Below are 13,312 nucleotides of genomic sequence, written 5' to 3' on the forward strand. Positions count from 1 at the left end.
ACATTCGGGCCATCCGGTTGGGCTACTCCTCCACCGCCGAGACGCGCGACGGCATCACCAGTCCGGCCACCACCAGGGCGATCGACGTGAACGCCACAACGACGAAGACCGTGTGCAGGGCCGGGTCGAGGATGCTGATCGGCAGGGCATCGAGGTCGACGTCGCCGGCGTGGTGGCCTCCGCCGAGCCTGGCGGCCACCACGCCGTTCGCGACGGCACCGAAGGCGGCGACACCCACGGCGCTGCCGACCGACCGGGCGAACACGTTGGCGCCCGTGGCCACGCCACGATCGCGCCACCGGACGGCCGACTGGGCCGCGATGATGCTGGGGCTGGCGACGTACCCGAGGCCCAGGCCGAGGATCAGGCAGCCGAGCGCGAGGACCCCCACGGGACTGCCCGGGCCGACGCTGGCGACGATGCTGGTGCCCACGAGACCGAACGCGGCCCCGGCGAGCAGGCACGGCCGGTAGCCCCAGCGCAGGTAGACCCGGCCCGCGGTACTCGCAGCGATCGGCCAGCCGATGGCGAGCGCCGCGACGGCGAGACCGGCCACGACCGCGCCGGCGCCCAGGACGCGTTGGGCATAGACCGGGACGTACGACGTCACGCCGAGCATCACCATGCCGACCACGAAGGCGCCGATGGTCGCGGCATTCAGGACGCGGTTGCTGAACACCCACAGGGGCAGCACCGGGTCGGGCACCCGCCGTTCGACCGCGACGAAAGCGGCGAGGAGGACGGCGGATGCGACGAAGATGCCCACGCCGGCCGGCGACCACCAGGGCCAGCGGAGGCCGCCCTCGAGCAGGCCGAGCAGCAACAGGAGCGCAGCGCCGGCCAGCAGGACGGCGCCCCCGACGTCGATGGATCGCCGCTCCGCCCCCGGTTCGCGGGCCGGTTCGTCGAAGCGGCGGTAGAGCACGATGGCCGCCAGCGCACCGAGCGGGACGTTGACCCAGAAGATCCAGCGCCACGACGCGTGCTCGGAGAGCAGGCCGCCCAGGGTCGGGCCGACCACGGCCGACATCGCCCACACGCCCGCCACGTAGCCCTGCGCGATGGCGCGCTCGGCGACGGAGTAGATGTCGCCCATGATCGTGACGGCGGCCGGTTGGATCGCGCCGGCGCCGAGCCCCTGGATCCCGCGGAACACGATGAGCGCCGTCATGCTCCACGACAGGGCGCACAGCACCGAGCCGAGGACGAACAGCCCGATGCCGAACAGCATCAGCGGCTTGCGGCCGAAGACGTCGGCCAGTTTGCCGTAGATCGGCGTGGTGACGGCCTGCGCGAGGAGGTACGCCGAGAACAGCCACGGGAACTGCGTGAAGCCGCCGAGGTCCTCGACGATGGCGGGTACGGCGGTGGCCAGGATCGTGGTGTCGATCGCGACCAGCGCGGTGCTCAGCATCACCGCGCCGAGGATTGGACCCCGCTGGCTGCGCAGCCCCACGCTGGCGCGGGACGCGGTCATCTAGTTGAGGCTCTCTTCGGCCTTGTCGAGGAAGGCCTGGAGGTCGAAGACGTCGCTCGCCGCTGGCGCCTTGATCTCGGCTTCCTTGTCGAAGTCGGAGAACTCGAAGAAGTCGACGTCGCTCTCCTCGATCCGCAGCAGGTAGTGCGGTTCGGCGAGCCGGACGTAGAGCACCTCGCGCTCCTCGCCCTCGGCCTGCTCGATCTTGACGGCATCGTCGTCACCGACCTTCTCCTCGCCGAGGGAGGTCTGGGTCGCCCCCTCGCGGCCGTCGCGCTCCAGGAACTCGTCGAGGTCGCAGAACGCGTCGGTCGTCTCGAGCAGGCTGTTCTCGAGCACCCAGCGGTCGCCGATGACGGGCAGCACCAGGGCCGCCGTACCGTCGCCACTCGCCGAGTTCCAGAACTTCTCGTCGGCGCGAAGGTAGAGGTTCTCGCCCACGCGCAGGATCTCGGCCACGCCGCCCGACGACGTCTCGGTCATCGTGCCCTTGCAGTCGCCACGACTGGTCGCCGTCACGTCCACCTCGACGGACGAGCCGTCATCGTCGAACTGGCCGCGGATCCGCGCGCTCTCGAGGACGACCATGTCCCTCTCCGAGGCCCGCAGGATCTCCTTCGGTTCGAGCGCGAGGAACGACGCTTCGGTGGGCGACGGATCGTCCCCGCCGTCACCGCCGGTGATCAGGGCCGCGCCGATGCCGGTGCCGAGCGCAACCGCCGCGGCTGCCCCGCCCAGTACCCACCACTTCTTCGAAGAAGTACGACGTCCGGTGGGCGTGGCAGCAAGGAACGCCGGCGGCGGCGGATTCGCGGCGACGGGTACGTAGGCGGTCACCGGCACCGGCCGCTCGGTGCGCGGCGGAGTCGTCGGCGCCGGAGTCGGCGTGGGTGTCGGCGTGGGTGTCGGCGTGGGAGTCGGCGTCGGCGTGGGCCGGATCGGCCGCATCGCCGTACTGCCCTTGGTCTCGGGCACCGCGGCACCCGGGGTGACGGGGAGCCGGAGCGCGGCGTGCAGGTCGGCGCTCATCTCACTGGCCGCCTGGTAGCGGTCGGCGGCGTCCTTGGCCATGGCGGTGCGCAGGATCCGGTTGGTGGCGTTGACCATCGGGCTGTCGCCGGAGAGCTGCGGCACGGGGTGGCTCACGTGGGCGGCGACGAGCTGGTACTCGGAGGTGCCCTGGAAGGGCGGGGTCCCGGTCAGGGCGACCCAGAGCAGGCAGCCCAGCGCGTAGATGTCGGTGGAGGCGCTGGCCTTGGCGCCGCCGTGGAGCTCGGGGGCCATGTAGGACGGGGTGCCCACGGCCGTGGCGCTGAACCGGGTGGCGTCGGCACCCATCTTGCGGGCGATGCCGAAGTCGGCGAGATAGGCCCGCACCGAACCGGGTCGACGCCGGACCAGCACGTTGCCGGGCTTGATGTCACGGTGCACGAGGCCTGCGTCGTGGGCGTCGGAGAGGCCGCTGGTGACCTGTTCGATGATCTCGAGCGCCTCGACGAGACTGGGCGTCCCGTGGGTGCGGATCAGGTGCCCGAGGTCGCCGCCCGGGATGAGTTGGCTCGCGATGTAGAGGTAGCCGTCCTCCTCGCCGTGGGCGTAGACCGCCACGACGTGCGCCGACTCCAGGGACGCCTGGGAGCGCGCCTCGCGCGTGAAGCGTTCGCGGAACTCCGGGTCGTGCGCGAAGAGCGGCGCGATGACCTTCAGTGCGACTTCGCGACCGAGGTTCTCCTCCATGGCGCGGTAGACCACGCCCATCCCGCCCTGCCCCAGTTGCTCGAGGATCCGGAAGCGCCCGATGCGCGACCCGGCAACCGGGTCGCCGGAGCCAGGACCGGAGCCGGAGGTGGAGGACACAGCGTCTGTTCTACCTGACGGCCGTGCCCAGAACATGACGCGGGCGTGACGCGGCGGTGAGTGCCGCGCTCCGACTTGTTCTGGAAATCCCCCCAGGGTTGTCCCCAGAACCACCGACGGTGTGGTCAGGGAGCGCGGCACGCCCGTATTGCTTGGGCCGCTCCCCCACGGTGCGACCCGTGGGAATTGTCTCGCCTCCCACACCGCGCCGATACCCGCGATTCCGTGGACAGGGTCTGAATCGCGAGTCGGAGCCCCTCCGATGGGCCTAGCATCCGGCCATGAGGCGCGGGCGGTCCGAAGGACGTTCCTTCGCCGCGTCCGTGGAACGTGGCCTGCATCTGGCCATCGGGCTGGTCATCGTGGTGAAGACCGTCGTCTGGGCCGGCCAGTTCGCCCTGCGGCCGTCGTACGACGGCGAGGACCTGACGTTCGCGGCGGTACTGGTCTGCTCGGTCGGTCTCGCCGCGATCAACTGTCTCCGCGGGCGCGCGTCCTCGGTGGACGTCGTGCTGTGCACGATCGCCATGGTCGCCGGATCGTTGATGCACCGCGATTCGGTGCCCTTGTCCGGCTCGGCAGACTCCCCGATCATCCATCTGGCCGAGCCGATGCTGATGGTGATCGCAGCCCGTCGCCGCGGCCCGGTGGTGTCGATGGCACTGATCGCCGCGCTCTTCGTCACGCTGCGCTGGGTGACCGGGGGCGAGGACGGCCTCCTGTACGGGCTGCAGGAGGCGGCGCTCATCGGTGGCACGGTGTTCGGTGCCCTGTTCCTGGTCTCGCAGATGCGGGGCGCCTCGGTGCGCGCCGAACGGACGCTCGCCACCCGTCGGGTCGTCGAGGCCGAGCGGATGTCATCGGCGGAGGTGGAGGCGACCTCGTTCCTCCACGACGAACTGATCCCGACCCTGCTGGCGGTCGCCGGGTTGCCCGGGGACCCGGACACGTGGTCCGCCGCGGCGATCGCGCTGGAGGAGATCGAGGTCCCGGCCGGCGAGCAGGGGCTCGGCGACCTCGTTGCGGACATCCGTACGGCGGCCGGACGCGAGCAGCTCGACGCCCAGATCGTGGTGCGGGGGCGGCGGCAACGACTGCCGGACGTCGTACAGGACGCGCTCCTGGGCGCGGCGACCGAGGCGCTGCGCAATGTGGCCCGGCACAGCGGACAACGCCGCGTGCTGGTCACCGTCGTACGACGACTCGGCTCGATCCGCATCGAGGTCGCCGACCAGGGCGAGGGGTTCATTGCCGAGCACGGAGTCGGCCTGCGCGTCGCTGTCGCCGGCCGGGTGTCGGCGGTGGGTGGCACGACGCGTGTGGACAGTGTTCCCGGTTCGGGAACCACGGTGTCCCTGATGTGGCGCTACCGCCGGTTCGCGCGCCTGTTCGGGATGTCGCCCGACCACGATCGGGTGATCCGCGCGGTGGTCCGCGACCCGGGCCGGGTGGCCCTGCAGGCCTGCGTGGTGCTGGCCGTCGGGTACCTCGCGACCGCGGCACTGCTGACCCTGGACAACCCGCTGCAACCGGAGTCCTACCTGGGCGCCACCGCCATCGCTGCGCTGGTCGTGCTCCTCACCATGGCGATGACCCGCGGACCGCTCACGCCGGCGCACCTCTTCCTGGCGGCAATGATCCCGCCCGCGGTACTCGCCGCCGCCCTGCCCGTGCTTCCTTCCGCGGGTCTCGGTGGCGCGCAGTCGTGGCTGATCGAGTTCAGCGCGCTGCCGGCGCTCGCGGTCGCCTGGGTCGTGTCGCTGCGGACGACCCTGCTGGTCCTGGTGCCGAACGCCCTCGTGATCACCGGAGTCGCCCTGCAACTGGACCGGCCCGCCAGCGACCTCGCCCACCTGCTGTTCGTGCAGCCGCTCAACGCCCTGTTCGTCGGACTGATCGTGTCGGTCTGCCGCCGCGCCGGAAACATGGTGACGAACCGGGCCGTCGCACAGGCATCCGATCGCCGGGTCGCCCTCGAGCGCCTGCTCGGGAACTTCCTCGCGCCCGTGCAGGAAATCCTGCTCCGCGGCGCGCTGGGCCAGTTGACCACTTCCGAGTCGACGCGGGCCGCGCTGTTGGCGCACGCGGCGCGGGACTGCCTCTACCTGCCCGGGGCGGAGCACGCCGACCTGCGCGCCGAGCTCACGGCGCTGCGGGCCGCCGGCGCCCAGGTCGAGAACCGGATGACCGAATACCCCGCCGCGACCCGCACCCTGGCCTCAGCCCTGCGCGCACTGGTCGGCACCCACGCCGTTCAGGTCACGATCTCCGGCAACGTCGACGAATCATCGGTCGTCGTGGTGCCCGGCCTCGGCATCGATGCCGCAGCCCGGGTCACGCGCTCGCTGCCCATTTCCTGGCAGGCGCGAGCCGAACCGGAGGCCATGGTCCTCACGGGACCACCGGACCTCGCGTCGGTCATTCGTCGAGGTGGCCGTCGGCTCGTGCGCGACTGATCAGGCCGTGCACGTTGCCCGGGTCGACACCGCCGGAGCGGTAGGCCCGGGCTGCACGGAACAGGTGCTCGCGCACCGTCACCTCACTGATCCCGAGGTCGCGGGCCACCAGCCGGTACGGCAGGCCGGTGCTCACCGCCCGGAGGATCTCGATCTGTCGCTGGGACAGGCGAGCCCCGAGGCCGTCGTCGGTCAGCAACATCGCCGCGAGCTGGCCCGAGCACGCGAGCTCGCCGGCGACGCCGTCGCGGATGGCCTGGGCGATGGTCTGGATCGGGTCCACCTTGAGCACCAGCCCCGCTGCGCCGGCCTGGATGGCCCGGCGCACGGGCATCGGCCGCTCCTCGGCGGTGAACAGCAGGACCACGATGTTGCGGGCCACGAGGGCGGCCACCGACTCCTCGGCGACCGGCTGGCCGGGGATGTGCAGGTCCAGGAGAACCACGTCGAGCCCCTCGGGGGTGTTCTCGAGGAGTTCGTCCACCGAACCGGCGATCGAGACGAGCGCCATGTCGGGAGCATGCTTCGCGAGCGCGGCACCCACACCGGCGAGCACCACCGGGTGGTTGTCGATCGCTCCGACCCTGATCACTGCAGACACCACGCCAGTATGTCGAGCACCCCCGGTGCTCCGTGCCAAAACGGTCAGACCCCTACAGGTTCCTTGTCGGCAGCAGCGGTTCCGCCGTCGGGGTGCGGGAGGTCGTCGTACCCCTCACGGAAGCCGTAGCGCTTCCACCAGCGGGCCATCGGCGCGGGCGCCCACCAGTTCCAGCGACCGAGCAGTTTCATCGTCGCCGGGACCAGCAGGGCCCGTACGACGGTGGCGTCGACGAGGATCGCCACCAGCATGCCGATGCCCAGCATCTTCATGAACACCACGCCACTGAGGCTGAAGGCACCGATCACGACCGCGAGCAACAGTGCGGCGCTCGTGATGATCCGGCCCGTCTTCTGCACGCCGGTCTCCACGGCGAGGTCGTTGTCGCCGGTCGCGTCCCACTGCTCGCGGACCCGCGAGAGCAGGAACACCTCGTAGTCCATCGACAGGCCGAACAGCACGGCCAGCATCACGATCGGGTTGGTCAGGTCGAGGAAGCCCTGCGGCTCGAAGCCGAGCAGCCCCGACAGGTGTCCGTCACTGAAGATCCAGGTCACCACACCGAAGGAAGCGGTGATCGACAGGGCGTTCATCAGCACTGCCTTGATCGGCAGCACCACCGAGCCGAAGGCCAGGAAGAGCAGTAGGAGCATGACGCCGATGACGATGGCGCCCATGAGCGGCAGGTGGTCACCCACCGACTCGGCGAGGTCCACCGTCTCGGCGGTCAGACCGCCGACGAGGGCCTCAGAGCCGGCCGGGCTGGCCACCTCGCGCAGGTCACGCACGACCTGCTGGGACGCCTCGGTCTGGCTGTTGCCCTCCCATGTCGCACGCAGCAGGGTCGCGTCGCCCTCGGCGGCGACCGGCTGCACGTCGACGACGCCGTCGACCTTGTTGAGTGCACTCGTGTACGCCGCGAGGGCGGCCTCGTCGGCACCGGTGACCAGCACTGCGGCGTTGGACCGCTCGGAGAGGAACTCGTCGTTGAGACGCTCGGACGCCAGGTGGGAGGGGGTGTCGGCCGGGAGCACCCGGTAGTCGACGCTGCCCCACTTCACGCCGAGGAACGGCGAGGCCACGACCAGGAGAAGGATGACGACGGTCGTACCGATCAGCACCGGACGGCGCATCACGGCCCGAGCCAGGCGCGCCCACGCGCCGTGGTCGCTCTCCACCGGGGTGGACCGCTGGAGGAACGGGATCCGCCACGAGTCGATGCGGGTGCCGAGCAGCGCGAGGGTGGCCGGCAGGAGCGTCAGCGCGGCCAGCAGCGCGATCAGCACGGCCGCGATACCGCCGTACCCGATGGACTTGAGGAAGGTCTGCGGAAAGACCAGCAACGAGCTCATGGCGGCTGCAACGGTCAGCGCGGAGAAGGTGACCGTGCGTCCCGCCGTTGCCATGGTGCGGATCAGTGCACGACGGGTGTCGTCGGGCGTACGCGCTATCTCCTCACGGAAGCGGGACACGATGAAGAGGGCGTAGTCGATCGCGAGTCCGAGCCCGAGCAGGGTGATGATGTTGGGCGCGAAGATCGAGACCTCGACGAACTCGTTCAGGCCGGCCATCGTTGCCCGGGCGCCGAGGACCGCAGCGAGGCCCACCAGGACCGGCATGAGGGCAGCGATCACGCTGCGGAAGATGATGAGGGAGAGGATCAGCACGATGGGCATCGAGACGATCTCCGCCATCAGGAGATCCTTCTTCGTCTCCTCGTTGACGTCGGCGTAGACCGCGTACGAGCCTGCGAAGGCGGTGTCCAGTGAGCTCTTCTCAACGCTCGGGCGCAGCTCCTCGAAGGAGTCGATGAAGTCGTTCTGGGTCTCACCGGCCAGTGACACGTAGACAGCGGTCGCGTGGCCGTCCTTGCTGAGCATGCCCGGGTCCTGTGTGTCGTACCAGGTCAGGTCGGACACGACGACGCCGTCGGGGACAGCGGCCATGGTGCGCTCGACCTCGGCCTGGAAGGCCGCGTCGGTCACCTCTTCGTCGTCGCTGGAGAAGATCACGACGGTGTCGATCGACCGGTTGCCGAAGGTCTCCCGCTCGAGCTCGAGCTCCTTGTAGGACTCAGTGGACGGGTCGTCGAAGCCGCCGGCGCCGAGCTTGTCCTCGAGCCCGATGCCCGCGATCGCGGCCGCCGCCGTGATGCCGAGTCCGACCAGCAGGATCACCACCGCGCGCCGTACGACCAGGGCGCCCCATCGCTCGATCATTCCGACTCCTTCGCACCACGCCCGGGAAACCTTCTGTGACAGCCAGTCAGTTTCGTTAACACCATTCACGGTAAACGGTGTAAACTAATCTCGTCAAGTGTTCGACGCCCCACCTCTCGAGGAGCCCCGTGCCGCACATCCGCGTCCCCGTCACGCGCCGTGAACGCCAACGCGAGGCGACGTACGACGAGATCGTGGCCGCCGCCGAGGAACTCCTGGACGAGGGCGCCGACCTGTCGCTGCGCGCCGTGGCAACGAAGATGGGCCTGACCGCCCCGGCGCTCTACCGGTACGTCGCGAACTACCAGGAACTCATCGACCTGGTCGCGTTCGAGCTCGACAAGTCCGCCACCGCCGAGTGGTCCGAGGCGACCGAGCGCTACCCCGCCGACGACCCGGCAGCGCGCCTCACGGCCGGTTGCGCGTGCTTCCGGAACTGGGCGCTGAGCAAGCCGCGCCAGTTCGCGCTCATCTTCGCCAACCCCATCGCCGCAGGTGACACCGACCGCCGCGAACTATTGACCGTCTCCACGTCCGGCCACTTCTTCACCGACCTGATCTGGCAGGTCTGGGAGCTCTACCAGTTCCCGTTCCCGGCCCTGGACGACCTCGATCCGGCCGTTCGCGAAGCCGTGCTCGACCCACTGATCCCCGCGAAGACCGAGCACATCCCGATCGAGGACCGCGGCCTGATGTGGATCTACATGCGCGCGTGGTCAGCGCTGTACGGCGTCGTCACGCTCGAGTCGACCGGTCACTGCGACCCCCGGGTCATCGCGTCCGGTCAGCTGTTCCGCGCCACGGTGCTCGACTGGCTCGAGCCCCTCGGGCTCGACGCCGAGCGCGACCGGCTGACGAAGATCCTCGACGAGGAACTCGCCACCGCGCGCTGACCGGTTCGGACCGGTCAGGACCAGAGCATCTCGCGCACCCACACCGGGACGAGGTCTCCGGCGCGACCCTGGCGCGATTCGTGGAAGAAGTGGCTGCCCTCGCTCGGGTCGAGGTTCAGCTCGAGCGTGTGCGCTCCGTGGCGTCGGGCGTGCTGGACGAAGCCGGCGGCGGGATAGACCGCACCCGAGGTGCCGATCGACACGAAGTGCGTGGCCTCGGCGAGGGCGTCGGTGATCCGGTCCATCTCGTAGGGCATCTCGCCGAACCAGACGACGTCCGGACGCAGGTCGTGCGCACCGCAGCCCGGACACGCGGGCTCGTCGAGCAGCGTGCCTTCCCAGGGCGACACCACCTGACACGCACGGCAGAGCGCCTTGAGCAGTTCTCCATGCATGTGGATCACGTTGCGGGAGCCGGCACGCTCGTGCAGGTTGTCGATGTTCTGCGTGACGACGAGCAGCGCGTCACCGACCGAGGCCTCGAGCTCGGCCAGCGCGACGTGCGCGGGATTGGGGTCGACGCTCGTGAGCGACGCCCGCCGGTCGTCGTAGAAACGCTGGACGGTGGCCCGGTCGGCTTCGAAGCCTTCGGGCGTCGCCACGTCCTCGACCCGGTGGCCCTCCCAGAGCCCGTCGGCGTCACGGAACGTCGGCACTCCGCTCTCGGCGGAGATCCCGGCACCGGTGAGGACGACGATCTGGGGCACGCACGGGAGGCTACCCGTCTACGCGGTGACCGTCGTCACCCGTCCGCGGATGCCCCGGCCAGCGCCACCTCAGGGTTGAGCAGCGAGGTTCCGCACGGCCTGACGGATCACCGCGGCGTAGATTCCCCCGCCCCGCGGTCCTGGGTGAATGCCGTCGGAGAGGTCAGAGACCCGACGCGACGCCGAACGCCAGTCCGCCAGGGCACACCCGGGGTGGGCGGCCACGAAGGCACGGACGCTCTGGTTGTACGGCCGCACCCACGACCGCGGCGCATGCGCAGTGACGAAGACGAAGCGGTGGCCCGGGCCAGCAGCATTGACGATGCTGGGGAAGGTGCCACGCGGAGCGGCGCCATTGGCACCGAGCGCGATCACGACGTACTTGCGCAGCCGGCCTGCCTTGCGCAGACGCTTCACCTGGTCCACGACGTCCCAGACCTGAGCACCCACCTTGGCCCGAATCGCGATCCCGGCCATGTCCTTGACCAGGGCGGGCGCGCTGGCGACCGCGACCGAGTCGCCGAACAGGGTGATCTGTTGCCCCAGGGGGACGTCCTTGACCGGTGCCGGCACCTGGCTGCCAGGCACGGGGCCGGGGTCGTTGCCGGGGTCGTTGCTGGCCACCTCCGCCTGTTGGCTGAGGAGAATGGCCTCCTCGCCAGCCTCGATGCTGTGCTCCGCGACGGTCTTGCTGGGCGAGTCCACCACCGCGTGGAGGCCGATCGCCATGACGACCGTGACCATCATCGCCGGCACCAACCACCGATCGGGACGCTCCGGCCAGGCCAGCCGGATCCCGCGCAGGAACGGCTTCTCGACGTACTTCCAGCTCAGGCTGGCGAGAAGCAGGGAGATCGCCAGGATCACCAGGCCGCGCATCGCCAGACCCGAGCCCGAGGTCGCCGCCCAACGCTCGGCGACGAGTACGACGACCGGCCAGTGCCACAGGTAGAGCCCGTAGCTGCGTTCGCCGAGCCACACGAGGGGTGCCAGCGGAAGGGCCCTCGCCACCCGCTGGTGGTCCACGGTCTCCAGCACGACGATCAGCAAGCCGGTCACCGCAGCAATGGCCGCGATGCCGCCGCGGTAGGCGAAGGCGCCCGTGTCGCTCATCGACGCGAAGGCGACCAGCAGCGCCGCAAGTGCCAGGGCGACCGACGACTTCACCGCCGCTGGCCGACTGACCGTGAACCGGTTCGACGGGTGCTGGATCGACAGGAGCTGGATCGACGTGAGCTGGATCGACGCGAACTGCGCGACGGGGACACGCACGAGGGCAGTCAGTGCACCGAGCATCAGGGAGAAGCCGTGGGTGTCGGTCCCGAAGTACAGACGGCTCGGGTCGGCCGCGCCCGAGTATCCGACGGCCATCGCGACGATGCTCGCCACGGCCAGGGCCGCCACCACCATCCAGCGGTGACGGTCTGAACGGACCAGCCGCACCAGCACCAGCAGGAGCAGTGGCCAGAGCAGGTAGAACTGCTCCTCGATGGCCAGGGACCACAGGTGCTGGAAGATCGGCGGGTTCAGGCTGGCGAAATAGGATTCTCCGGTGCTGATCTGGTGCCAGTTGGTCGTGAAGGTGAGTCCGCTGACCACCTGCTCCCGCAGGCGCACCGCGCTCATCGCGCCGAGGACGCCCGCAGCAGCACAGGTGACCGTCATCATCACGAACAGGGCCGGCAGGATCCGGCGGGCCCGGCGGATCCAGAACCGCTGGAACGTCCGCGCGCGTGACGCCCCGAGGTCGGCCGACAGCCCCACGGTGATCAGGTAGCCCGAGATCACGAAGAAGACGTCGACGCCGAGGAATCCGCCCGGCAAGGCGCCCGGCCAGATGTGATAGCCGACAACCCCGGCAACCGCGATCCCCCGCAGGGCATCGAGGAGGTGGTTGCGCTCCCTGGCCCCGGTGTCGGGCGTCGAGTCCGCTCTCATGACAGGCGCGAGCCTACGTTCCCAACGGCCAGGATCCAGCACTGGTGCGGCGGTTCGGTGGATCACACCCAACTGGTCGTGGACCCGGCCTGTCCTCCGGGTCCACGACCGTCCTCGCTGTCAGCCCGCCGGGTTGCGGCGGCGCAGGGAGGAGTCGTCGAGCGCGGGCGAGGAGTACCCCGCGTCGCGGCTGGAGAGGTTCGAGCCGGGCGGCACGATCTTGTCGATCTCGTCGAGGATGTCGCGGCTCAGCCGCACTTCGGCCGCGCCCAACTGTCCCTCGAGCTGCTCGAGGGTGCGCGGACCGATGATCGCCGACGTGATCGCCGGGTGTTCGAGCACGAACGCCAGGGCCAGGTGGATGAGCGGGATCCCGGCCTGATCGGCCAGCACGGTCAGGGCCTCGACGGCTTCCAGCTTGGCCCGGTTGTCGGGATTGTCGATCTCGAAGCGACCCGGCTGGCGGCCGGCACGACTCGACTCCGGCTGCCCGCCGTCGAGGCGGTACTTGCCGGTCAGCCATCCACCCGCGAGCGGGCTCCACGGGATGACGGCGAGGTCGTACTTCTCCGCCACGGGCAGCACTTCCCGCTCCACGCCACGCGCCAGCAGGGAGTACGGCGGCTGCTCGCTCACCGGACGCTCGCGACCGCGCTTCTCCGCGACCCACTGCGACTCGACGATCTGGGATGGCTTGAAGGTCGACGTTCCGACGTACCGGATCTTGCCCTGGTGGACGAGGTCGGACAGTGCGCCGAGGGTCTCGTCGATGTCGGTGTCGTCCTCGGGGCGGTGCACCTGGTAGAGGTCGATGTGGTCGGTCTGGAGCCGGCGCAGGCTGTTCTCGACCGCGCGGATGATCCAGCGCCGCGAGTTGCCGAACTGGTTCACCTCCGTGCCGATCTGGCCGTGGAACTTGGTCGCGAGGACGACGTCGTCACGACGGCCGACGAGCGCCTTGCCGACGATCTCCTCGGACTCGCCCTGGCTGTAGACGTCGGCGGTGTCGACCAGGTTGATGCCGGCGTCGAGCGCGCGGTGAATCACCCGGATGCTGTCGTCGTGGTCGCGGTTGCCGCGCTCGCCGAACATCATCGTGCCGAGGGCCAGCGAGCTGACCTTGACGCCGGTGCGCCCGAAGGCGCGGTAGGGGATGGTCACAGG

The 13,312-nt window shown here is 70.0% G+C and carries 9 protein-coding genes; 2 read left to right on the plus strand and 7 right to left on the minus strand.

Going from position 1 to position 13,312, the window contains the following annotated elements; translation table 11 throughout:
- Nucleotides 1-22 precede the first annotated feature (22 nt).
- A complete protein-coding gene (locus tag HRC28_RS00375; protein ID WP_182378119.1) occupies nucleotides 23-1,477 on the minus strand; it encodes an MFS transporter in 1,455 nt (484 codons plus the stop codon).
- Entirely contained in the window at nucleotides 1,478-3,334 is a 1,857-nt protein-coding gene (locus HRC28_RS00380; protein ID WP_182378120.1) for a serine/threonine-protein kinase, read from the minus strand. It abuts the gene before it with no gap.
- Nucleotides 3,335-3,615: 281 nt separating this feature from the next.
- Between HRC28_RS00380 and HRC28_RS00385 the strand changes: the two genes are divergently transcribed.
- The gene (locus HRC28_RS00385; protein ID WP_182378121.1) at nucleotides 3,616-5,790 is read left to right on the plus strand and encodes an ATP-binding protein; all 2,175 of its coding nucleotides are present in this window, start codon (nucleotides 3,616-3,618) and stop codon (nucleotides 5,788-5,790) included.
- Here the strand turns inward: HRC28_RS00385 and HRC28_RS00390 are convergent.
- Entirely contained in the window at nucleotides 5,753-6,391 is a 639-nt protein-coding gene (locus HRC28_RS00390; RefSeq protein ID WP_182378122.1) for a response regulator transcription factor, read from the minus strand. The genes HRC28_RS00385 and HRC28_RS00390 overlap by 38 nt on opposite strands.
- A gap of 44 nt (nucleotides 6,392-6,435) precedes the next feature.
- The gene (locus HRC28_RS00395; RefSeq protein WP_182378123.1) at nucleotides 6,436-8,610 is read right to left on the minus strand and encodes an MMPL family transporter; all 2,175 of its coding nucleotides are present in this window, start codon (nucleotides 8,608-8,610) and stop codon (nucleotides 6,436-6,438) included.
- Nucleotides 8,611-8,738: 128 nt separating this feature from the next.
- On the opposite strand from HRC28_RS00395, the gene HRC28_RS00400 reads away from it, so the two are divergent.
- On the plus strand, nucleotides 8,739-9,503 hold the full coding sequence (locus tag HRC28_RS00400) for a WHG domain-containing protein (protein WP_182378124.1): 765 nt from the start codon (nucleotides 8,739-8,741) through the stop codon (nucleotides 9,501-9,503).
- A gap of 14 nt (nucleotides 9,504-9,517) precedes the next feature.
- Here HRC28_RS00400 and HRC28_RS00405 read toward each other — a convergent pair whose 3' ends face one another.
- From HRC28_RS00405 to HRC28_RS00415, 3 genes are all read right to left on the minus strand, one after another.
- Nucleotides 9,518-10,210, minus strand: coding sequence for an NAD-dependent deacylase (locus HRC28_RS00405; RefSeq protein WP_182378125.1), 693 nt, complete (start codon nucleotides 10,208-10,210; stop codon nucleotides 9,518-9,520).
- Nucleotides 10,211-10,279: 69 nt separating this feature from the next.
- Nucleotides 10,280-12,148, minus strand: a complete 1,869-nt coding sequence (locus tag HRC28_RS00410; protein WP_182378126.1) for an acyltransferase family protein — start codon at nucleotides 12,146-12,148, stop codon at nucleotides 10,280-10,282.
- Nucleotides 12,149-12,268: 120 nt separating this feature from the next.
- On the minus strand, nucleotides 12,269-13,309 hold the full coding sequence (locus HRC28_RS00415; RefSeq protein WP_346010500.1) for an aldo/keto reductase: 1,041 nt from the start codon (nucleotides 13,307-13,309) through the stop codon (nucleotides 12,269-12,271).
- Between the last annotated feature and the right edge of the window lie 3 nt (nucleotides 13,310-13,312).

Origin of the sequence: Nocardioides sp. WS12, assembly GCF_014108865.1 — a bacterium.
GTDB lineage: Bacteria > Actinomycetota > Actinomycetes > Propionibacteriales > Nocardioidaceae > Nocardioides.